Origin of the sequence: Caballeronia sp., from assembly GCF_028292365.1 — a bacterium.
GTDB lineage: Bacteria > Pseudomonadota > Gammaproteobacteria > Burkholderiales > Burkholderiaceae > Caballeronia.
Map to the genome: position 1 here is coordinate 19,245 of NZ_JAQGMM010000362.1, position 20,649 is coordinate 39,893.

The 20,649-nt window shown below is 60.8% G+C and carries 19 protein-coding genes; 14 read left to right on the forward strand and 5 right to left on the reverse strand.

Translation table 11 applies throughout. The features are described 5' to 3' along the window. Positions 1-8 precede the first annotated feature (8 nt). The 5 genes from narI to JWR14_RS22230 are packed head-to-tail and all read left to right on the forward strand — an operon-like array spanning position 9 to position 4,719. Positions 9-692 carry a respiratory nitrate reductase subunit gamma gene (narI, locus tag JWR14_RS22210; RefSeq protein WP_299711571.1) on the forward strand — a complete coding sequence of 228 codons (684 nt, stop codon included), beginning with the start codon at positions 9-11 and terminating at the stop codon, positions 690-692. Between the two features lie 20 nt (positions 693-712). Then, complete coding sequence (locus JWR14_RS22215) at positions 713-1,474, forward strand: peptidylprolyl isomerase (RefSeq protein WP_299711575.1); 762 nt, start codon at positions 713-715, stop codon at positions 1,472-1,474. Continuing rightward, complete coding sequence (gene mobB / locus JWR14_RS22220) at positions 1,471-2,025, forward strand: molybdopterin-guanine dinucleotide biosynthesis protein B (protein WP_299711578.1); 555 nt, start codon at positions 1,471-1,473, stop codon at positions 2,023-2,025. Before JWR14_RS22215 ends, mobB begins: the two co-directional genes overlap by 4 nt. A gap of 37 nt (positions 2,026-2,062) precedes the next feature. Continuing rightward, entirely contained in the window at positions 2,063-4,045 is a 1,983-nt protein-coding gene (locus JWR14_RS22225; protein WP_299711581.1) for a type IV pili methyl-accepting chemotaxis transducer N-terminal domain-containing protein, read from the forward strand. Next, positions 4,042-4,719, forward strand: coding sequence for a response regulator (locus JWR14_RS22230; protein WP_299711584.1), 678 nt, complete (start codon positions 4,042-4,044; stop codon positions 4,717-4,719). The genes JWR14_RS22225 and JWR14_RS22230 overlap by 4 nt, the downstream gene beginning before the upstream one ends. Before the next feature lie 26 nt (positions 4,720-4,745). On the opposite strand, the gene glgA is transcribed toward JWR14_RS22230, so the two are convergent. Together glgA and glgC are read right to left on the reverse strand one after the other, a co-directional pair. Then, positions 4,746-6,221: a glycogen synthase GlgA gene (gene glgA / locus JWR14_RS22235; protein ID WP_299711587.1), complete on the reverse strand. Its 1,476-nt coding sequence runs from the start codon at positions 6,219-6,221 to the stop codon at positions 4,746-4,748. Between the two features lie 34 nt (positions 6,222-6,255). Then, on the reverse strand, positions 6,256-7,539 hold the full coding sequence (gene glgC, locus JWR14_RS22240) for a glucose-1-phosphate adenylyltransferase (protein WP_299711590.1): 1,284 nt from the start codon (positions 7,537-7,539) through the stop codon (positions 6,256-6,258). A 463-nt stretch (positions 7,540-8,002) separates the two neighbouring features. Between glgC and pdxY the strand changes: the two genes are divergently transcribed. The 4 genes from pdxY (at position 8,003) to JWR14_RS22260 (ending at position 13,166) form a co-directional block, all read left to right on the forward strand. Next, complete coding sequence (pdxY, locus tag JWR14_RS22245; RefSeq protein WP_299711593.1) at positions 8,003-8,866, forward strand: pyridoxal kinase PdxY; 864 nt, start codon at positions 8,003-8,005, stop codon at positions 8,864-8,866. A gap of 173 nt (positions 8,867-9,039) precedes the next feature. After that, a complete protein-coding gene (locus tag JWR14_RS22250; protein WP_299711596.1) occupies positions 9,040-9,840 on the forward strand; it encodes an SDR family oxidoreductase in 801 nt (266 codons plus the stop codon). Next, positions 9,833-11,683, forward strand: a complete 1,851-nt coding sequence (locus JWR14_RS22255; RefSeq protein ID WP_299711599.1) for a glycoside hydrolase family 15 protein — start codon at positions 9,833-9,835, stop codon at positions 11,681-11,683. Before JWR14_RS22250 ends, JWR14_RS22255 begins: the two co-directional genes overlap by 8 nt. A 46-nt stretch (positions 11,684-11,729) precedes the next feature. Beyond that, positions 11,730-13,166: a dihydrolipoyl dehydrogenase gene (locus tag JWR14_RS22260; RefSeq protein WP_299711602.1), complete on the forward strand. Its 1,437-nt coding sequence runs from the start codon at positions 11,730-11,732 to the stop codon at positions 13,164-13,166. Positions 13,167-13,289: 123 nt separating this feature from the next. Here JWR14_RS22260 and JWR14_RS22265 read toward each other — a convergent pair whose 3' ends face one another. The 3 genes from JWR14_RS22265 to JWR14_RS22275 all read right to left on the reverse strand — a co-directional run bounded on the left by JWR14_RS22265 (position 13,290) and on the right by JWR14_RS22275 (position 16,413). Further along, positions 13,290-13,637 carry a hypothetical protein gene (locus JWR14_RS22265; RefSeq protein WP_299711605.1) on the reverse strand — a complete coding sequence of 116 codons (348 nt, stop codon included), beginning with the start codon at positions 13,635-13,637 and terminating at the stop codon, positions 13,290-13,292. A 297-nt stretch (positions 13,638-13,934) separates the two neighbouring features. Further along, on the reverse strand, positions 13,935-14,825 hold the full coding sequence (gene mmsB / locus JWR14_RS22270) for a 3-hydroxyisobutyrate dehydrogenase (RefSeq protein ID WP_299711608.1): 891 nt from the start codon (positions 14,823-14,825) through the stop codon (positions 13,935-13,937). A 43-nt stretch (positions 14,826-14,868) separates the two neighbouring features. After that, on the reverse strand, positions 14,869-16,413 hold the full coding sequence (locus JWR14_RS22275) for a CoA-acylating methylmalonate-semialdehyde dehydrogenase (protein WP_299711611.1): 1,545 nt from the start codon (positions 16,411-16,413) through the stop codon (positions 14,869-14,871). A gap of 213 nt (positions 16,414-16,626) precedes the next feature. On the opposite strand from JWR14_RS22275, the gene JWR14_RS22280 reads away from it, so the two are divergent. From JWR14_RS22280 to JWR14_RS22300, 5 genes are all read left to right on the forward strand, one after another. Beyond that, positions 16,627-17,589 (forward strand): LysR family transcriptional regulator, encoded by a 963-nt coding sequence (locus tag JWR14_RS22280; RefSeq protein ID WP_299711614.1) that lies wholly within the window; start codon positions 16,627-16,629, stop codon positions 17,587-17,589. A 217-nt stretch (positions 17,590-17,806) separates the two neighbouring features. Next, the gene (locus tag JWR14_RS22285) at positions 17,807-18,793 is read left to right on the forward strand and encodes a M23 family metallopeptidase (protein ID WP_299711617.1); all 987 of its coding nucleotides are present in this window, start codon (positions 17,807-17,809) and stop codon (positions 18,791-18,793) included. Then, positions 18,780-19,157, forward strand: a complete 378-nt coding sequence (locus JWR14_RS22290) for a hypothetical protein (RefSeq protein WP_299711620.1) — start codon at positions 18,780-18,782, stop codon at positions 19,155-19,157. The genes JWR14_RS22285 and JWR14_RS22290 overlap by 14 nt, the downstream gene beginning before the upstream one ends. A 93-nt stretch (positions 19,158-19,250) precedes the next feature. Next, positions 19,251-19,688: a polymer-forming cytoskeletal protein gene (locus tag JWR14_RS22295; RefSeq protein ID WP_299711623.1), complete on the forward strand. Its 438-nt coding sequence runs from the start codon at positions 19,251-19,253 to the stop codon at positions 19,686-19,688. A 174-nt stretch (positions 19,689-19,862) separates the two neighbouring features. Beyond that, on the forward strand, positions 19,863-20,649 hold a 787-nt coding region (locus JWR14_RS22300; RefSeq protein WP_299711632.1), incomplete at its 3' end, for a magnesium and cobalt transport protein CorA.

A 20,649-nucleotide genomic window follows, 5' to 3' on the forward strand; every position in this document is an offset into this window, starting at 1 on the left:
CAGGGACTATGTTCATGCTCAATCAATTTCTGTTCGGTATTTATCCGTACATTGCGGCGGCCGTTTTCCTGTTCGGCAGCTTCGCGCGCTTCGAGCGCGAACAATACACATGGAAAGCCGACAGTTCGCAGTTGCTTCATCGCGGCAATCTGCGGCTCGGCAGCACCCTGTTTCACGTCGGGATTCTCGGGCTCTTTTTCGGGCATCTTGCCGGCCTGCTCACACCGGTTGCTGTTTGGAACTGGCTTGGAATCGATCACAGCACGAAACAAGCCGTGGCGATGATCGCGGGCGGCGTGATGGGCACAATATGCCTCGTCGGTCTCGTCATCCTGATTCACCGCCGCCTCACCAACGCGCGTATTTCCGCCGTGACCCGCACCGGCGACAAAGTGCTGCTGATGTGGATTCTCGTCACCCTGCTGCTCGGCTTGTCGACGATCCGGGAATCAGCGGATCACATGGACGGCCACATGATGGTCCAGCTCATGACCTGGGCGCAGCATGTCGTCACTTTCCGCGGCGACGCAGCGCAGTACGTGGCGGCCGCGCCATTCGTATTCCGGATGCATCTGTTCATGGGCATGTCGCTGTTCGTGATCTTCCCTTTCACTCGCCTCGTGCACATCTGGAGCGGCTTCGCTTCCGTCACGTACCTGAGCCGCGCATGGCAACTCGTGCGGCCGCGCTAACCTGTCTAGAGGAGAACATCATGGCGATCATCGTCAATGGCGTGGAGCTTGCGGACGCAGACCTGGAGCGCGAAATGCCGGCGCATGGGGACACGCCGGACTCACCGCCGGACTCACATCAAGCGGCGCTGACCGCGGCCGTGCTGCGCCGCGTCCTGCTCGATGAAGCGGCGCAGTTGCACATCGTGGCATCCGGTCAGGGCGACGAGGCCATGATCGAAGCCTTGCTTGATCATCAGCTCGCTGAAGCCGCCGCACCCACGCATGAAGAGTGCGAGCGCCACTACCTGGCTGACCTGGAGCGCTGGCGAGTGAACGAGCGCGCGCGTGTCAGCCATATCCTGTTCCAGGTGACGGAGAAAGTGGATCTGAAGGCGCTGCGTCAACGCGCTCAACAGACGCTCGATGAACTGCTGCACGCGGACGGCCTGGAACTGCGCTTTGTTCATTTTGCGCGTACCTTGTCGAATTGCCCGTCGGGCGTCGATGGCGGCGCACTCGGTGAGATAGGCCGCGGTGACACGGTGGCGGCGTTCGAACGCGCTGTATTTGCAGCGCCTGCTGGTACGCTCTGCCCTGCACTTGTGGAAACAGAGTTCGGCTTCCATATCATCCGGGTTCACGAGAAGTCGCCGGGCTCGGTATTACCGTTCGAGCAGGTTGAGCTGCGGATTCGCGTCGCGATGTCGCAGGCGCTGCGCGACCTGGCCGAGCGGCGTTATGTGATGGAAGCGGTAGGACGCGCTAATATTCAAGGCTGGAAAGACGGGGTAGCGACATGACAGAAGCAGCGGCGAAGCCGCGCATCTTTGGAATTTGCGGGCGTTCGGGACAGGGCAAGACGACGTTGATCGAGGCGCTCCTGCCCTGGTTCCACGCGCGCGGCCTGGTCGTGAACGTCGTGAAGCACAGTCATCATTCAATCGATCTCGAGCCGCCGGGCAAGGACAGCGCGCGTTACCGCGCGGCGGGCGCGGGCGAAGTGCTGATTGCCTCGCCATATAGGTACGCCATTGTGCGCGAACTGCATGACGCGCCCGAACCGCCGTTGGCGGATCTTGTCGCACGGCTAACCCCCGCCGACTTGACGTTGGTGGAAGGCTTCACGCGCGAGGCCTTGCCGCGCCTCGAAGTCGTGCGTCCCGAGGAGGGACGCGACCCGCTATACCTGACCGATACAGCAATCCTCGCGATCGCCACCAACGACGCCCCGCGTCTTCATGACGCACCCGCGATCCCGCTTCTGCCTCTGGCGGACGTTGCCTTGATTGGTGAGTTCATATGTAAAACAGTCGGACTCTCACTTTTGGACGCCCACACGCCGGATAATTAGCGCCCTTTGCATTCCGGCCGCGCAAGCACGCAGTTCCATGTCCGCTCATCCGCCTCATCTGGTCTCCCCGCCGGTCTTACCCCCGGCCTCTTCAGCGGCCCTTCTCGCCACGCCGTTCCGTTACCGTTTATCCACGCGCATTGTCACGTTGTCCAGCGTTGCGCTGGCGTTAGTTCTTTCCATGATCGTCGGCACGCTCTGGCTCTCGTGGCAACTCGAAGGCGCGGGAGCGGCGATCAATGACGCCGGCAGCCTGCGCATGCGTGCGGGTAACGTGGCGATCCAGCTCAACGAAGCACGGGCCGGCCGCAAAGCCGACGTAAATTCGCAAAGCGCCCTGCTCGATCTCACGCTGGCCCATCTGAAAAGCGGAGACCCCGAACGCCCATTATTCCTTCCCGCCACACCCGCAATCCACGCTCAGCTCGCGGCCGTTTCGCGGTCCTGGCACGACTCGTTGAAGCCGGCAATCACGCATGACTCGTCGAGCTTCATCGATACCCCCTCGCTGTATCTCGCCCGGCTGCCCACGTTCGTGGCCGAAGCCGATGCCCTGGTCCGCATGATCGAACGCGAAAACGCGCGCAAGACAGCTTGGCTGCGACGCTGGCAAATGGCCCTTGCGGCGCTCGCGTGCCTGGGTACGATGGCGATCGTGTACCTGCTCTATGCGTGGTTCGTCACGCCCGTACGACGTCTGGAGCGCGGTCTGTCCCGTATCGAGCAGCGCGAATTCAGCGCACGTATGCCCGTCGAATCGCGCGACGAGTTCGGTCATCTTGCGCAGGGCTTCAACCGGATGGCGAGCGAGCTGCAAAGCTTGTACCGGGACCTCGCGCTGCGCGTGACAAGCAAAACCGCGCAACTCGCCACACGCAACGGTGAGCTGGTCGCGCTCTACGAAATGACCTCATTCCTGCATGGCGCACATGACGTTGAAGTCCTGTGCCGCGGTTTTCTCGCACGTGTCATGCGCCAGTTCAATGCCGATGCAGGCACCGTGCGGGCCCTTGCGCAGGAGGGGGACAACCTGCACGTAGTCGTGTCCGAAGGTTTGCCCGGGCCCATTCTGAATGCCGAGCGCTGCATGCCGGCCAGCACCTGCGCGTGCGGCGCGGCAGCCACCGGCGGCCTCGCGGTCGTGCGAGATCTGCGCATGCAGCAGGCATCTGACAGCGGGCCTGCGACCCATTGCAGGCAGGCAGGTTTCGATGCGGTCGCGGCGTTCGGCATCGTGTCGCATGAGGTAACGCTGGGTTCCTTCTCACTGCACTTTTGCGGCGACCGCCCAATGCTGCCATCGGAAACGCGATTGCTCGAAACGCTCGGCAAACATCTGGGCACGGCTTTGCAGAACCATCGTCTCGCCACGGCCGCACGTCAGCTTGCGGTCGCGCAGGAACGTCACCTGGTCGCGCAGGGACTGCATGACAGCATCGCGCAGAGCCTGAATTTCCTGAAGCTGCAGCTGCATTTACTCGATGACGCCGCAAGCCGCGACGATATGAACGAAGTGCGCGAAATCGCGCCGTTGTTACGCGGAGGTCTTGAGGAAAGTTATGAGGACGTGCGCGAACTGCTCGTCAATTTCCGCACGAAGTTCGCGACCGGTAACCTTCGCGACGCTGTGGACGAGACGGTAACGCGCTTCGAACGGCAAACGGACGCACAAGTCAGACTTGACTACGACGAAGCGGGCGGACTGCCCCTGCCGCCCGACCAGCAGCTACAGGTGCTGTTCATCCTTCAGGAGGCGTTGTCGAACATTCGCAAACATGCGTTGGCTTCGCAGGTCCACATTACGCTCAAGAACGCCCGTGATTTTGAACTGACGATACAAGACAACGGCGACGGTTACGATCCCGCCAATATCGCCAGCCGCGGTGAGGCTCACGTCGGTTTTCACATCATGCGTGAGCGCGCAGCGCGGCTTGGCGCGCAATTAGAGCTGAACAGCGAGCCTGGCAAGGGCGCACGCGTCCACCTTCTGCTGCCCGTCAGCGAACGGCAGGCAGCATGACTATCCGCATTCTTTTAATCGATGACCACACGCTGTTTCGCTCCGGTGTGCGCGCGTTATTGCAGCGTCAGCCCGACTTCGAAGTCGTGGACGACGCGGCCGACGGTATCGAAGGGTTCAAGCGCGCAAAGCAGCATCGCCCGGACGTGGTCCTGCTCGACCTGAACATGCCGGGGTTATCGGGTATCGAAACGTTGCAGTTGCTGCAGCAGGATCTGCCGGACACGGCGGTCATCATGCTGACCGTGTCGGAAGACGTGGATGAACTGACCCGTGCGCTGCGTGAAGGTGCGTGCGGCTATCTGTTGAAAAACATGGAAGCGGACGCACTCGCCACCATGATCCGCCGCGCGGCGACGGGCGAATCCGTGATCGCGGAGAGCATGACGCAGCGGCTGATCGCGCAAATGAGAACGCCGGTGCGCGCGGAAGATACTGTGGCACCCGCGTCACTCGAACCACGTGGCACGCCTGCGTCGCCTGCATTAACGCCAAGAGAACGCGACATCGTGCGGATCCTGGCGCGCGGCGCGAGCAACAAGGATATTGCGCGGGAACTCGACCTGGCCGAAAGCACCGTGAAGATCCACGTGCGCAATGTGCTTCGCAAGCTCAACCTGTCGAGCCGCGTGCAGATCGCGATCCACGCACTTGCACGCGACCTGGCTGACTAGTAACTCATTAACGCCGAACACGCTCGCTAACCCGCACGCGGCCCGATCAGCTCGCGATACACATCGATGTATCGCAACGCAGACGCTTCCCAGCCGAAGTCCTGTTCCATCGCGCGACGCACAACGGCTTTCCATTCCAGCCGCCGCTGCTTCAATGCAAACGCGCGCCGGATCGCGGCAACAATCGATGGCCGGTCGAATTTTTCGAATACAAAACCGGTAGCCAGTTCGTCGGCGAGATTCTCCAGCGACGCATCCACCACGGTGTCGGCAAGCCCGCCCACGCAGTGCACGAGCGGCAGTGAACCGTATGCCAGCGCGTACAACTGCGTCAGGCCGCACGGCTCGAAGCGTGACGGAACCATGACGATATCGCTGCCCGCGATAATCGAATGGGAGAGCGTTTCGTCGAATCCAAGCTCCACGGCAACCGCGTGCGGATGCGCCAGCGCGGCTTTCTTGAGGCCATTTTCAAGCGCCGGGTCGCCGGTACCCAGCACGACGAGTTGCCCCCCGCGCTGGACAATATCCGGAATCGCCGACAGCAAGAGATCAATGCCCTTCTGCTCGGTTAGCCGGCTCACCACGCCGAACAACAACGCATCCGGCTCGCGCGCCAGACCGACACGTTCCTGCAATGCGGCTTTGCACTTCGCTTTGCCAGTGAATTTGGCGATCGAGTATGGCGTGTTGATGGTCGTATCGGTTGCCGGATTCCACACCGTTTTATCGACGCCATTGAGAATGCCGCTGATATCGTGCGTACGAGTGCGCAGCAAACCGTCGAGCCCGGCGCCCTGAGCATGGGTTTGAATCTCGCGCGCGTAGGTCGGGCTCACGGTCGTGATGCGATCCGCGTAGAACAAGCCGGCTTTGAGAAACGACAGATGACCGTAGAACTCGACGCCATCGACAGAGAAAAAATCCGCCGGTAACTGCAGCACACTGAATTCCGCGGCGGGAAACACGCCCTGATATGCGAGGTTATGAACCGTCATGACCGATGGCACGCGCGCCACACCCGTCTCACGCTCCCGTGCCCGCAAATATGCTGGCGCAAGGCCGGCGTGCCAGTCGTGCGCGTGCAGGACATCCGGTTTCCAGGCCGGATCGGCACCGGTCGCGAGTCGCGCGGCCGCCCAGCCGAGCAGCGCGAAACGCCGGTCGCTATCGGCATATTGCGTATGGGAGCCGTCCAGATACGGATTACCGGGCCGGTCGTAGAACGCATCGGCGCGGACCACGTAGACCACGATGCCGTGCGGTTCAAGCAGACCCCGCTCAAGCCGCACGTGATCGATGCCAAACGCCCAGCCAAGATCGGCCACCGGCTCGATCTGCGTCAGCCCCGCCACCACCGAAGGAAACGCCGGCAGGATCACGCGGGCGTTCGTGCCCAGTTGCGTCTGGGCCGGCGGCAATGCGCCCACGACATCGGCGAGGCCGCCGGTTTTCAAAAGCGGATACATCTCCGCTGCAACATGCAGCACGCATACGGTCATCGGTTCCCCATTGGCTTGTTTCCGGTCGCCCGAATTATGACTGCTTCGCTTGTCCGAGACGTGTCAGCGCATCCTGTGTCACGAGCACCACGCCGTTTTCAGTCCGGAAAAACCGCTCGGCATCGTAATCAGGATCTTCGCCAATGACCAGCCCCTCGGGCAGCGTGCAACCCCGGTCGATGACCACCCGCTTCAGGCGGCAACTTGGGCCCACGGTGACCTGCGGCAACAGCACGGCTTCGTTTATGTGACAGAACGAGTGCACCCGCACCGCCGATGAAAACACCGATCGCGCGACTTGTGAACCTGAGATCACGCAGCCGCCGCACACGAGCAGGTTGTTGATCGCGCCCTGCTGCCCGTGCAGGTCGCGCACGAACTTGCCCGGCGGCAACTGCTCCTGGTTCGTCCAGATGGGCCATTTGCGGTCGTAGAGGTCGAGCGCAGGAATGGTCGACGCGAGGTCCAGGTTCGCCGACCAGTATGCATCCACGGTGCCCACATCGCGCCAGTACGGCGGCGCGTTCGGGTCGGTTTCGGAGGTCACGCACGACATGCCGAACGGGTGCGCGATCGCCTTGCCGCTCGTTACCACGCGCGGCAGGATGTCCTTGCCAAAGTCGTGATCCGTATCCGACGTCAGAATGTTTTCTTCGAGCAATTGATACAGGTACTTTGCGCTGAAGACATAGATGCCCATGCTCGCGAGCGCGACATCGGGCTTGCCCGGCATCGCGGGAGGATCCTCCGGTTTTTCCAGAAAATCCGTTATGCGGCGCTGTGCGTCGACGTGCATCACGCCGAACGCGGTCGCCTCCATGCGTGGCACCTCAATACAGCCGACCGTGCAATCCGCGCCGCTCTCGACGTGATCGAGAATCATACGCGTGTAGTCCTGCTTGTAGATGTGGTCTCCCGCCAGCACGATGATGTACTCGGGCCCGATCGACCGGATGATGTCCAGGTTCTGGAACACCGCGTCCGCCGTCCCCCTGTACCAGCTTGAATCAACGCGTTGCTGCGCCGGCCAGATGTCGATGAACTCGTTGAACTCGCCGCGCAGGAAACCCCAGCCTCGCTGCAGGTGGCGCAAGAGCGAATGCGCCTTGTATTGCGTAACGACGGCGATACGCCGGATGCCTGAATTCAGGCAATTCGACAATGCGAAGTCGACGATCCGGTATTTGCCGCCAAAGTGCACTGCTGGCTTAACGCGTTTATTCGTAAGCGGTCCGAGTCGGGTACCCCGGCCGCCCGCGAGGACGATAGCCAGCGTGTTCTTCTGCAGATCCGTACGATTTCCTGTCAGCGTCTCCATACCGACCTCCTGTTTTGCGGCCTGTCTCTGGCCTGTTTGTCGCTTGATTCAGCTGTCTTACCGGTGCTTGCTGGCGAATGACTCGAATGGGATTGGGGTGGTTTTCTCCAGAGGATTTGAACGACAATTGATTGAGCGGTTGGGATGATTTTGCTGCAAAGGTGAATAGTTCGCACCTGCTTTTCGGAAATTGATGCGCCAGCCCATCAAAATCGCTTGGCAATCCGATGGAATACCTTGGCCGATGGGCCCGCCGTCGCGAACGGTGCATAAAATCCATAAGGCTGAGCAATCCTCATGCCAAGTGGATCTCGCTCTCGCTGAGGTTCCACGAGCAGGTTCCACGAGCAGGTTCTTTCGACACAGGCAAAAACCACGGCACAATGATGTCCGGCATGCCGAACATGCATGCGGTTTTCGTGCGCGGCCTCATGGCCGCTGTCCTGCACCTCTAAAAACCATCATGCAAAACGTCCTCAGTATTCAGTCACACGTGGTCTTCGGCCACGCAGGCAACAGCGCGGCGGTTTTCCCCATGCGTCGCATGGGCGTCAACGTCTGGCCGCTCAACACGGTGCAGTTTTCGAATCACACGCAATACGGCCGCTGGACCGGCGGCGTTGTCGACGCCGACGAACTGACGCGCGTGATCGAGGGGATTGGCGCTATCGGCGTGCTGTCGCGCTGCAATGCGATCCTGTCGGGTTATCTCGGCTCGCCTGAGCAAGGCGCCGCGGTCGTGGAAATTGTCAGGATGGTGAAAGCCGTCAATCCGAAAGCGCGCTATTTCTGCGACCCCGTCATGGGCACCACCAGCGGCTGCATCGTTGAACCCGGCATCCAGGAGTTCCTGGTGAACACCATGCCGGAAGTCTCCGATGCCATGACGCCGAATCACATCGAATTGCAGAAGCTGACGGGACGCACGATCGAGACGGTGGATGAAGCCGTCGCCGCCTGCCGCGAGGTGATCGCCCGCGGCCCGAAAGTGGTGCTCGTCAAGCACCTGATCGACCGAAACAGCCGCGCCGATACCTTCAACATGCTCGCCGTGACCGCGACCGAAGCGTGGTTTGCGCAACGGCCGCTCTACCCGTTCGCGCGGCAACCAGTAGGCGTGGGCGACTTGACCAGCGCTGTATTTCTCGCGCGCACGCTACTGGGCGACTCGGTGCGTGCCGCGCTGGAACACACGCTTGCCGCAGTGAACGCCGTGGTCAGGAATACCTTCCAGGCCGGGCGCTATGAGCTTGAGATTGTCGCCTCGCAAGACGAGATCGCCTATCCCACGGAACGTTTCCCCGCGCTTGGGGTGGATTCCGAATAGCGAATACGAGTTCCCACCCCGACTCGGGAACCCTGTCGCGGGCGGGTCCGGCACTTGCTCCTTCCCCTGACGTCTCCGGCCCAGGCCGGCCCCCAGCAGGTGCATCGCGAGCAGGCGCTACGCAGCGGCGGCGGCGCGTACGGCGCGCGCTTCGCATCGAACCAGGGAACGTTATGAATCCAGTACTCGAAGGTCAGGTCGCGCTCGTCACCGGCGGCAGTTCGGGCATAGGCTACGGCGTGGCGCAAGCGCTCGCCGATGCCGGCGCGAGCGTCGCGATCAACTACCACTCGCATGGCGAAGCCGCTGAAGCGCTCGCGGCATCGATAGAAAAAGCCGGCGGCCAGGCCATCGCAATCCAGGCCGACGTCTCCGACGAAGCCGAGATCGACGCCATGTTCGACGCGCTGATCAAGCGTTTCGGCACGGTGGACATCGTGGTCGCGAATTCCGGCTTGCAGAAAGACGCGAAGTTCGTCGACATGACGCTCGCCGACTGGAACGCGGTGATGAACGTCAATCTCACTGGCCAGTTCCTTACCGCTCAACGCGCCGTGCGTGAATTCCTCCGGCGCGGCCCGCGTCCCGTGTCCAGGGCGCTGGGCAAGATCATCTGCATGAGCTCGGTGCATGAAGTGATCCCTTGGGCGGGACACGTCAACTATGCGTCGTCGAAGGGTGGCATCCAGATGATGATGAAATCGCTCGCGCAGGAAGTCGCGCCGCACAGGATCCGCGTGAATTCGATCGCTCCGGGCGCGATCCGCACGCCGATCAACAAGGCTGCGTGGGACAACCCCGAAGCGTTGAAGGCGCTGCTCGAACTCGTGCCCTACGGGCGGATTGGCGAGAGCGAGGATATCGGCCGGGCGGCGGTCTGGCTGGCTTCGGACGACAGCGACTATGTGGTTGGGACTACCTTGTTCGTGGACGGCGGCATGACGCTGTATCCGGGCTTTGCGGACAATGGTTAGCCCCCGCGAAGACCGCCCCGGCATTGGTATTGACGCGCATGGCCTGATAGGCAACATGCGCACGACCGCGCTGGTGTCGACTGAAGGCGTGATCGACTTCATGTGTTTTCCGCGCATCGATTCGCCGACCGTGTTCGGGTCGCTGCTGCACCCGGAAAATGGTGGCGCGTTCAGCATTACACCGACCTTCGCGGTAGCGCGCACGAAGCAAATGTATCTGCCGGAAACGAACGTGTTGCTCACGCGCTTCATGTCGGCGCAGGCCGTGTGCGAGATCGTCGACTTCATGCCGGTCTCGAATGACGACGACGACGCCAAGGCGACCTCCAATTGCGTGGTGCGGATCGTGCGTGCGATTTACGGCGATATGTCCGCGCAAATGCGCTGCGCGCCGCGTTTAGACTATGCCCGAGGCAGTCACGAAACCACTCAGGTCGATGCCAGTACGTTGCGCTTCACGCCTGCAGACAAGGCAGCCGGCGCTCAGGCAGAAGCCCTCACGCTCGATGCAACCGTGCCTTTGTCGATCGATCACGACGACGCCGTCGCAAGCTTCGATCTCAAGCAGGACGAGACGGCCTGCTTCATCTTCGGCGCGGAATCCGAAGCGATGCGCAAGACGCTTCCTTGCAAGGAAGCGCTGTCTGACACCATCGACTTCTGGCGCGAATGGTCGGGCCAATCCACCTACCGGGGCCGTTACCGCGAAGTCGTGATGCGCTCGGCGCTGCTGCTCAAGTTGCTGAGCTCGCGCGCAACCGGCGCGATCGTCGCCGCGCCTACGTTCGGGTTGCCGGAAACATCGGATGGCAGACGTCGCTGGGATTATCGATACACCTGGATTCGCGACGCTGCATTCTCCGTCTACGCGCTGCTCCGGCTCGGCTACACGGGCGAGGCACGCAACTTCAAGAACTGGATCGCCGAGCGCAACAAGCAGTGCGACTCTGACGGATCATTCAGCGTGATGTATGCGGTCGACGGCGAAGAAACGCCCGAAGAAGAAGTCGTCCCGGAACTGCACGGCAGCGGCACCGCGCCCCCGCTGATCGGCAATGCCGCGCGCGATCAGACGCAGCTCGACGTCTACGGCGCGCTGCTGGACGCTATCTATCTGTACAACAAATACGGCGAAGCCATTTCCTACGACGGCTGGCGCCACGTCACGCGTACCGTGAACTTCGTTGCGGAGAACTGGCAACAAGCAGACCAGGGCATCTGGGAATTTCGCAACGGCGGCCGGCCCTTGCTGCATTCTCGCTTGATGTGCTGGGTCGCGATGGACCGCGCAATCCGCCTCGCGCAAAAACGTTCGCTGCCCGCGCCGTTTGCCGAATGGAATGCGGTCCGCGACGCCGTTCACGCCGATATCTACACGCACTTCTGGAACGACGAGATCCAGAGCTTCGTCCAGACACCCGATTCGACGACGCTGGATGCATCGACGCTCATGATGCCGCTCGTGCGTTTCATCGGCCCGAAAGACCCGCGTTGGCTTTCAACGCTCGATGCTATCGGCCGCGAACTGGGCGTCGATCCGCTGATTTTTCGCTACACACGCGGCGATTCGCTCGATGGTCTTCCCGGGGAGGAAGGTGGCTTCAGCGCGTGTTCGTTCTGGTACGCGGAAGCACTTGTGCGAGCAGGTCGAGTGAACGAAGGACGGCTTATATTCGAGAAGATGCTGGCTTATGCTAACCACGTCGGCCTCTACTCCGAAGAAGTCGCCATCAGCGGCGAAGCGTTGGGCAATTTCCCGCAGGCATTAACCCATCTTGCGCTGATCAGCACCGCGTTCCAGCTCGACCGGAGCCTGGACGGGGCACATCCGCAGTGGTCGTGAAAACAGGCTGTATACGCTGTCGAGCCTTTCTAATGCAAAGGTATCAATGAAGCAGATCAAGGTTGACGTCGCCGTCATTGGCGCTGGGACGGCCGGCATGGCCGCGTATCGTGCGGCACAGCACGCGGGCAAGCAAGTGGTGATCATCGAAGGCGCCGAGTTCGGTACGACCTGCGCGCGCGTGGGCTGCATGCCGTCCAAGCTGCTGCTCGCTGCTGCCAATGGCCTGCACAACGCAAAGGCACAAGCGCCCAGAGGCATTGAAGGCACGTATGCGCTTGAAGCAAACGGTGAGCATGTGTTGGCCTATGTCCGCAGCGAGCGGGATCATTTCGTCAAAGGTGTGCTGGAAGAAACGGATTCATATCCTCAGGACACGGTGATCCGCGGGTGCGCACGTTTCGAGTCGCGTAACGTTCTTCTCGTCGATGACTTCGCGCGCGTGGAAGCCACGAGTGTAGTGATCGCCACAGGCTCGGCATCCCTCATTCCAGACGACTTCAAGCTATTCGGCGACCATCTGATCACGAGCGACGATGTCTTCGACTTGAAGACCTTGCCCAAGCGCTGCGCCGTATTCGGCGCAGGCCCTATCGCCCTCGAACTCGGCCAGGCATTCGCGCGACTCGGCGTGGATGTATTCATGTTCAGCCAGAAAAACCGGGTTGGCGCGCTGTCGGACACTCCTGTGCGCGACACATTGATTGAGGCGCTGCAGCAGGAGTTTTACTTCGACCCAGACGCGACCATCCTCGAAAAATCGATGCAGGATGGAGAACCCACGATCCGCTTTAAAGCGCTGGATGGAACCGAGCGCACCGAGCGTTTCGACTGCGTGCTCGTGGCGACTGGAAGGAAGCCGGCATTGACTGCATTGCAGCTGGAAAAGACCCGCATCGAACTCAATGACAAGGGCGTTCCCCTCTTCGACGAACAGTCGATGCAGTGTGGCGACAGCAGCATCTTCATGGCGGGCGATTGCGACGGCACGCGTCCCTTTCTCTCCGATGCCGCCGACGAAGGCAAGCTCGCCGGCGACAACGCCGCGCGTTTCCCCGATGTTCAGTCCGTCAAACGCAAGGTGCCGTTTTCTATCGTGTTCTGCGAGCCGCAAGTCGCGAGCGTAGGCGCTTCCTACGACGACCTCGACAAGCAGATGACCGTGACCGGAACCGTGTCGTTCGAAACCCAGGGACGCAGTCGCGTACTACGCCAAAACCGGGGTTTGCTGCATGTCTATGCTGACGCCAAGACCGGCAAATTTCTGGGTGCGCAGGGGTGCGGACCGGCCCTCGAACATCTCGGTCATCTGCTTGCATGGGCGTTGCAACTGGAACTGTCGGTGGAAGACATGTTGAAGCTGCCGTTCTATCACCCGGTGATCGAGGAAGGATTGCGCACGGCGCTCAAGGAAGCGAACAAGAAATGTTTCGAATCACGCGCGCAGTCGGCGCCTGAATTGCCCAACGCGGCAGGTTGCTGATTTGCACCTGAAAAAACAACGAAAAAAGCCTGCTCGAACAAAACATTCGAACAGGCTTTTTATTGCTGCGAGAACCTGAGTAGCGCTACTGCTTAGATAAAACCGCGCGCTTATATTTGCACGTTACATTGCGTATTGAAGTGCGAGATCGAATCCCAGCACAACCACCGAACAGAACAGGCCAAGTAGCAAGTTAGCCGCACGATGTGCAATGTCGTGGTGTTTCGTCAACATGGCCGCAGCCATGAATGCGATTTCGACAATGATCTGCATCGCAAACACCGCTAGCATCAGCGCGAATTCATACCCCATCGAACTGAAGTCCGCGAAGTTGAAACCACGCACGGCCACCCATGAACCTACGCGCCATAACTCATACGCCAACAGCACCAACGGGAACAGGTAACTGAACACGTAGGTCGGCAGCGTTGCATGCCGCAATTCCATGTGAAAATGACGAGTTGTTTGCATCTGGCTCTCCTTGATCCTGGCTATTTGCCGCCAGCATTTCGCTGGCCTTAATTAACCTGATAAACCTATTAAACACCTCAAAGCGGCTTCGCTGTCTTCATCCCTCATTCGTAATTTACTTACTAATACAGACGAAGACATGAACGTCGTGCTTTGAGAATAGGCCAAAATCAGAAGAAGCGAATCATCGTATTCCCCATGTCCTTGCTTAGCATGGCAGAGCGACTGCGATGCTGCAACGCAGCTTAAAAGATCACATAAAATGCGCTGCAGCAATTCGCAATCGGCAGGTTTTATTCAGGCGTCCTCGCTACCGTACAACTTGATAATCGCGGAGAAGTCCAACCCGCCCAAGCCTTGCATGCTCATGGTCTGGTAAAGCTGCTGCGCGAGCGCGCCGAGCAGGATGGGTTGCTTGACTTGACGCGCTGCATCAACGGCTAGTCCCAGGTCCTTCAACATGAGATCAGCGCCGAACCCCCCGGTATACCCGCGTGACGAAGGGGCATTCGGTAAAACGTTCGGGTAGGGATTACACGTATCGGCGCTCCAGCAACGTCCCGTCGATGTGTTGATGATTCCAGCGAGCTTGTTCGGTTCGATCCCGAGCGACGCGCCGAGTTTCATCGCTTCCGCCACGCCGATCATCGAAATGCCGAGGAGCAGGTTGTTGCAGATTTTCGCGATTTGCCCCGTCCCCGTTTCGCCGCACTGAACCATGTTCTTGCCCATGCCGGCGAGCACCGGTTTGAGCGTTTCGAACAGCGCGGTATTGGCGCCGACCATGAACGTCAGCGTGCCCGCTTGGGCGCCGCCGGTACCGCCGGACACGGGAGCATCGGCGAACGGATTACCCTGCTTCAACGCGGCTTCGCCGATCAGCCGCGCGGTCGCCGGATCGATCGTACTGCTGTCGATCAGCGGCACGCCCGGACGAACCCCGGCGAGCACGCCATCCGGCTCCAGATACACCGACCTGACGTGCGCGGCGGCCGGCAGCATGGTGATCACCACCTCACTTGCCTGAGCCGCCTCACGGGGCGATGCCGCCGTCCGCGCGCCTGCGTCGACCGCCGCCTGCAAAGCCGTCTTCGATAAATCAAAAACCGTCAGCGAATGCCCCGCTTTCAGCAAGTTGGCGGCCATGGGTCCGCCCATGTTGCCCAGTCCAATAAAGCCGATTTCCATTGCGTATCCCCTTTTTATTTCGTTCGGCAACCTGGCAACCAACCTAGCGCAGCGAAATGGTCGTGTTGACGCCGTCGTTGACGGTGGCGTCGTCGAACCAGCGCGACGTGACGGTTTTGGTTTGCGTATAGAACTGCACGACTTGTTTGCCGTACGGCCCGAGGTCGCCCAGCTTCGACCCGCGGGAGCCGGTAAAGCTGAAATACGGCACCGGCACGGGGATAGGAATGTTGATCCCCACCTGGCCAACATCGATCTCGCTCTGGAACTTGCGCGCCGCCGCGCCGCTCTGCGTAAAAAGTCCGACGCCGTTGCCCATCGGATTGCGGTTGACCAGTGCAATGGCATCGTCAAGCGTTGCGGCTTCCAGCACGCAAATCACCGGACCGAAGATCTCCTGCTTGTAGATGGTCATGTCCGTGGTGACGCCTGAGAACACCGTCGGACCGATGAAATTGCCCTTCTCGTATCCCTGGACCTTCACATCGCGACCATCCAGCGAAAGCGTTGCGCCTTCCTTCACACCTGCATCGATCATGCCGAGGATCCGCTCCTTGGCTGCGCGCGAGACGACCGGCCCAACGTCGGTATTCGCCTCCGTGCCGCCATTCACGGACAAGCCGCGTGCGCGCTCGACCAGCTCCGGCAACCAGTCCTTCGATGCCCCCACGAACACCACGACCGATGTCGCCATGCAACGCTGCCCCGCCGCGCCAAAACCCGCACCGGCAAGTGCGTTCAGCGTCTGCTCGCGGTTCGCATCGGGTAGCACGACTGCGTGATTCTTCGCACCCATCATCGCCTGCACGCGCTTGCCGTGCTGGCTGCCGAGGTTGTACACGTGCGTACCCACATGCGTCGATCCGACGAACGAGATCGCCTTGATGTCGGGATGCGTACAGATAGCGTCGACCACGTCCTTGCCACCGTGCACGACGTTCAGTACGCCCGCCGGAATGCCCGCTTGGAGCGCCAGCTCGACCAGTTCCATGGTGGACAACGGGTCCTGTTCCGATGGCTTCAGCACGAACGTATTGCCGCAGACGATCGCCATCGGGAACATCCACAGCGGAATCATCGCGGGGAAGTTGAACGGCGTGATGCCGGCGCACACGCCTATCGGCTGGCGCAGCGTGTAGGTATCCACGCCGCCCGCGACGTTCTCCGAGAATTCGCCCTGCTGCAGCGTGCCGATCGAACAGGCATGTTCGATCACTTCAAGGCCGCGGAAGATATCGCCTTCGGCATCGGGCAGCGTCTTGCCCTGCTCGGCCGTCAGCGTCTGCGCGATCCGCTTCATGTTCTGGCGCACCAGGTCCTGGAACCGCAGCATCACGCGCATGCGTGCGCCAAGCGGCGTCAGGCGCCACGTCTGGAACGCTTTTGCCGCCGACGCCACGGCGGCATCGACTTCTGCCTTGGTTGCAAATGGCACCCGGCCAACGATCTCCTGGGTCGCAGGGTTAACGATATCGCGCCACTCCTGCGTCGTCGATTCAACGAACTTGCCGTCGATCAGCAATTTCGCCGTGCGCACGCCAGCGTTGGATTGTTCGGCCTGTGACGGACGGTCAGCAACGGTATTCATAGAGAGGCTCCTTGAACGGAACGTTCCTGGTGGAACGGGATGACAGAGACGCGGACGCGCGCAGATACCGCGCGGGTCGCCAAAGGGAAATGTCGTCTCCGGATTATTTGAATGTTGTCGGCTCGCCCGTTACACAAGCTGTAGGGGGAGTCCACAACGTTCAGTATAGTTATGCAAATCTCTACGAAGTATGGATACAAATACCCATCCAATATGCAAAAAAGCACGAGTCCGGGCCTTAGCAACCTGAACTGGGACGATCTCCGGTACTTCCTGGCAGTGGCGCGAACCCAGCGCGCAAGCGGCGCGGCGAAGCGTCTGGGGGTCGATTACACGACCGTCGCGCGGCGCGTGCGCGCGCTGGAAGACGCGCTCGGCACCCTGCTCTTCGATAAATCCCGCAGCGGCGGTTTCATCCTGACCGCCGAAGGGCAGCGCCTGCTGACGTATGTCGACGCCATGGAAAGCACGGTTCAGTCGGCGACCGAGCACATTGCCAACTCGGGACACGCGTTGTCCGGACACGTACGAGTCGGCTCGACCGAAGGTTTCGGCTGCTTCTTTCTCGCGCCGCAACTCGCGCGCTTTCAGGACGCCCACCGGCAGATTTCCATCGACTTGTTGCCGGTGCCGCACTTCGTCAGCTTGTCCAAGCGCGAGGCCGACATAGCCGTCACGCTGGAGCGCCCTGAACATGGCCAGACCGTCTACACGAAACTCTGCGACTACCGCTTGCGCCTCTACGCTACGCGCGACTATCTCGACCAGCACGAACAGGTACGCAAGGTCGAAGACCTCACGACGCATCGCTTCGCGAGTTATATCGATGACCTCGCGTTCAGCTACGAGTTGCTCTATCTCGAACGCGCGATTCCGGGCGCTGTGTCACGTTGGCGGAGCACCAGCGTGATCGCGCAATATCACGCCGCGTTGCAGGGCCGCTCGCTCGCGATCCTGCCGTGTTTCATGGCCGCGCAGGACCCGCGACTCGTGCCCGTTCTCGCCGATGACATCGTCGTCACGCGTGCTTTTTATCTGTCCTGCCGCGAAGATTTGCGCAAATTGAAACGCATCACGGCAGTGTGGGACTTCTTGCGCACAGTGGCTGAAATCAATCGTCCGTTGCTGATGGGCGAGTCGCGCGAGATGCTATGGAGCGAAACGCAGAGGCCGTAAATTTCTCGTTTGTTCAGCTCCCCTTATATATGAGATACGCATTCGCATAACGGGTGCATAATCGTCCGCCCATAAGGCTTTCCGCCGTAGCCCTGCTGCGGCGTTTTCACATGGACGTGACCTTTATCCATCTCATATTTATCACTCGCAGACAGACCGGTCATCCACCGCCCGCGCGTCTTTTTTCACCCGCGCGTTTGCCGCGCCCGGTGCGCTGATGGCGTTCGTCATCTGGTCCCGCCGGAACGTGTCGCACCAGCGTGTGCGTTTCGTCGAAGCGCGCACTGTCCGCGCCATGGTGATCGTCGCCGTCATTGCGATGATCCTGGCCGCGCTCGCGCTTGGCATCGCCATTGGCGCGGCAATGGGCAACACTCACGCGGCCGAAGAGAAAGCGCAAACAGAGCGGCGCTCCTACGAGATCGATGAACTCGGCAAGATCAGCGCAACACTCACGCATATCGAACCGCGTGTGATCGAACTCGTGTCACAAGTGAATGAACTTCAGGACTTCGAAGCACAATTGAAAGCGGCACGACGCGCGGCCGATCATCCGGACATCCACGTGGTTCCACCGCTTCCCGATAACGACGATGAATCGCCGCTGGACAGCAGCGCGTCGGGCGGCCCATCGCTGCCGCCCCGCCTCTGCGACGCCCAGCGTGCGGCGGTTACCGGTTCCGCACCCCAGCGGTTGAAGCGCACGCAAAGCGCGCTGGATTGCCTCGATGCAACCATCGGCGCACTCGATGACGCCGTGCTCGCGCACTACGCGTCATACATGGCGTTTCCAGGCCGCCAGCCCGCGCCCGACGCACGCTCCGGCTCGCCATTCGGCAACCGTATTGACCCGTTCACGGGACACCTGAACTTTCATCCGGGCGTGGACCTGGTCGCCCCCACCGGCACGGCCATCTTCGCCAGCGCGGGCGGCCGCGTGATTCAGGCTGGACCGCACGGCGGCTACGGCATTGCCGTCGATATCCAGCACAGCAGCGGCGTGATTACCCGCTACGGACATACGTCGAAGATATTCGTGAAGGTGGGCGATCTTGTCATGCCCGGCCAGAAGATTGCCGAAATCGGCTCGACGGGCCGCTCGACCGGACCGCACTTGCACTTCGAGGTGATCATCGACGGGACGCAGCTCAATCCCACGCCTTATCTCGCCCTCTTCAAGCTGAAATCCAATGCCGCGAACTGATCGAAACAGGCCGTCGCACAAGCTCACGCGCCGCACCTATTCGCTGACATCAAGACGTGGTCCGACGTGGCCCATGCTGTTGCTCGGCACGATTGCCGCTGCCTGCGCCGCAGCGGCGCTGGCAGCGGCGGGCTTCGCACTTGTCACGTCGCGCGATAACAGCAAAAAGGCCGATGCGCTGTGCGCACCGCCCATGTCTGAACGCGAGATCCGCGAGCAACTTTCGAAGGCGCGCATCGCGCTGGACCATGAAGTGGCGACACGGCTCGTCATGGAGCAACAAGCGGCCGAAAGCCTGGCGGAGATTCATCGAATGCGAACGGACCTGACCTTCCTCAAGCGTCAGCGGGACAAGTCGAACTAGATAGACCGATCCCGAGCCACCCTCCACGCCGCCACATCGATCCGTCCATGACCGGCAACCATTTTTGCAATCCAGACCAGAAGAGGTTTTCCCATGTTCAAGAAAAAATCTACCGGCGTCAGTCAAGCCAAGCTAGCTACGCTGATCGCACACGATGTCCAGATCGCGGGCAACCTCGAATTCAGCGACGGCCTGCGCATGGATGGCCACGTCAAGGGCAACGTGACGGGCCGCGCGGGCGAGCAGACGCTGCTGGTTGTCAGCGACCAGGGGTCGATCACCGGCAACGTCAATGCCTATGACATCGTGATCAACGGCACCATCACCGGCGATGTCACCGTGGAGCATTTTGTCGAGCTGCAATCGAACGCGCATGTGAACGGCAACATCTATTACCAGCAACTGCGCATGGACGTTGGCGCTTCCGTGGAAGGCAAGCTCACGAAACGCGACAACACCCTGGCGCCGCAGGCGGATACGCCGCGGCTCAGCTCCGAACTGACCTCGGACTACTCGCATAGCGAGACGTAACTCGCGTGGCGGCTGAATTGCAAGACGACGGAACAGGGAAGACGCCTGCGCAGTAGGCGCCGGACAAATCCGCTAACATCTACAGCAATTCCGGCCATGCCTCCCTATACGCTGCCTCTCGTCGCGAAAGACGGCATGCGCCGGCACCATCACTGTGTGCGGGGGCAGGAATTCATGCTGGTCAATTGTGCGGCTTACCAGAAAGGCCGCAAGCTCGCCGACGTCGCTATCGACGATATTTCCGCGTATCGGGAAGTCCCCGACTGCTTCGTCTGGGTCGCGCTGAAGGACCCCGGCCCGGGCGAACTCGCGCATATGTCACACCAGTTCGGGCTGCACGAACTCGCCGTGGAAGACGCTCAGCAAGGCCACGAACGTCCGAAGATCGACGAATACGCGGACTCGCTGTTTTGCGTGCTCCACACCGTGGAACTCGATTCCGACAACGAACTGGTGGTCGGCGAGATCAACGTGTTCGTCGGAAAAAACTACGTACTGTCCGTGCGTAACAGGACGAGCCAGGGATTCCAGGATGTGCGCAAGCGCTGCGAGCGCGAACCGCATCTGCTGGAACACGGCCCGGCATTCGTGATGTACGCGCTGATCGACAATGTAGTGGACCGGTATTTCCCCATTCTGGAAACGCTCGGCGCGGAGCTCGACGAACTCGAAGAACGCATCTTCGAGCGCAACGGGTCGGCGGCGTCGCGGGTGATCATCGAAGACCTGTATTCCCTGAAGCGCCGGCTTGTCCTGCTGCAACATCACACCGCGCCACTGCTGGAAGCGGTCAGCAAGCTATACGGCGGCCGCGCTCCGGGCATTTGTACCGGCATGCAGGATTATTTCCGCGATGTGTACGACCATCTGTTGCGTATCGTGAAAACAATTGAAGGGCGCCGCGAAATGATCGTTACCGCGATCCAGGTCAACCTGGGCATGATTTCGCTGGCGGAAAGCG

What these genes read in the sequence shown, in the direction of transcription:
- narI (WP_299711571.1), top strand. Translation starts at nt 9, where the DNA reads ATGTTCATGCTCAATCAATTTCTGTTCGGTATTTATCCGTACATTGCG.
- JWR14_RS22215 (WP_299711575.1), top strand. Translation starts at nt 713, where the DNA reads ATGGCGATCATCGTCAATGGCGTGGAGCTTGCGGACGCAGACCTGGAG.
- mobB (WP_299711578.1), top strand. Translation starts at nt 1,471, where the DNA reads ATGACAGAAGCAGCGGCGAAGCCGCGCATCTTTGGAATTTGCGGGCGT.
- JWR14_RS22225 (WP_299711581.1), top strand. Translation starts at nt 2,063, where the DNA reads ATGTCCGCTCATCCGCCTCATCTGGTCTCCCCGCCGGTCTTACCCCCG.
- JWR14_RS22230 (WP_299711584.1), top strand. Translation starts at nt 4,042, where the DNA reads ATGACTATCCGCATTCTTTTAATCGATGACCACACGCTGTTTCGCTCC.
- glgA (WP_299711587.1), bottom strand. Translation starts at nt 6,221, where the DNA reads ATGACCGTATGCGTGCTGCATGTTGCAGCGGAGATGTATCCGCTTTTG.
- glgC (WP_299711590.1), bottom strand. Translation starts at nt 7,539, where the DNA reads ATGGAGACGCTGACAGGAAATCGTACGGATCTGCAGAAGAACACGCTG.
- pdxY (WP_299711593.1), top strand. Translation starts at nt 8,003, where the DNA reads ATGCAAAACGTCCTCAGTATTCAGTCACACGTGGTCTTCGGCCACGCA.
- JWR14_RS22250 (WP_299711596.1), top strand. Translation starts at nt 9,040, where the DNA reads ATGAATCCAGTACTCGAAGGTCAGGTCGCGCTCGTCACCGGCGGCAGT.
- JWR14_RS22255 (WP_299711599.1), top strand. Translation starts at nt 9,833, where the DNA reads ATGGTTAGCCCCCGCGAAGACCGCCCCGGCATTGGTATTGACGCGCAT.
- JWR14_RS22260 (WP_299711602.1), top strand. Translation starts at nt 11,730, where the DNA reads ATGAAGCAGATCAAGGTTGACGTCGCCGTCATTGGCGCTGGGACGGCC.
- JWR14_RS22265 (WP_299711605.1), bottom strand. Translation starts at nt 13,637, where the DNA reads ATGCAAACAACTCGTCATTTTCACATGGAATTGCGGCATGCAACGCTG.
- mmsB (WP_299711608.1), bottom strand. Translation starts at nt 14,825, where the DNA reads ATGGAAATCGGCTTTATTGGACTGGGCAACATGGGCGGACCCATGGCC.
- JWR14_RS22275 (WP_299711611.1), bottom strand. Translation starts at nt 16,413, where the DNA reads ATGAATACCGTTGCTGACCGTCCGTCACAGGCCGAACAATCCAACGCT.
- JWR14_RS22280 (WP_299711614.1), top strand. Translation starts at nt 16,627, where the DNA reads ATGCAAAAAAGCACGAGTCCGGGCCTTAGCAACCTGAACTGGGACGAT.
- JWR14_RS22285 (WP_299711617.1), top strand. Translation starts at nt 17,807, where the DNA reads ATGGCGTTCGTCATCTGGTCCCGCCGGAACGTGTCGCACCAGCGTGTG.
- JWR14_RS22290 (WP_299711620.1), top strand. Translation starts at nt 18,780, where the DNA reads ATGCCGCGAACTGATCGAAACAGGCCGTCGCACAAGCTCACGCGCCGC.
- JWR14_RS22295 (WP_299711623.1), top strand. Translation starts at nt 19,251, where the DNA reads ATGTTCAAGAAAAAATCTACCGGCGTCAGTCAAGCCAAGCTAGCTACG.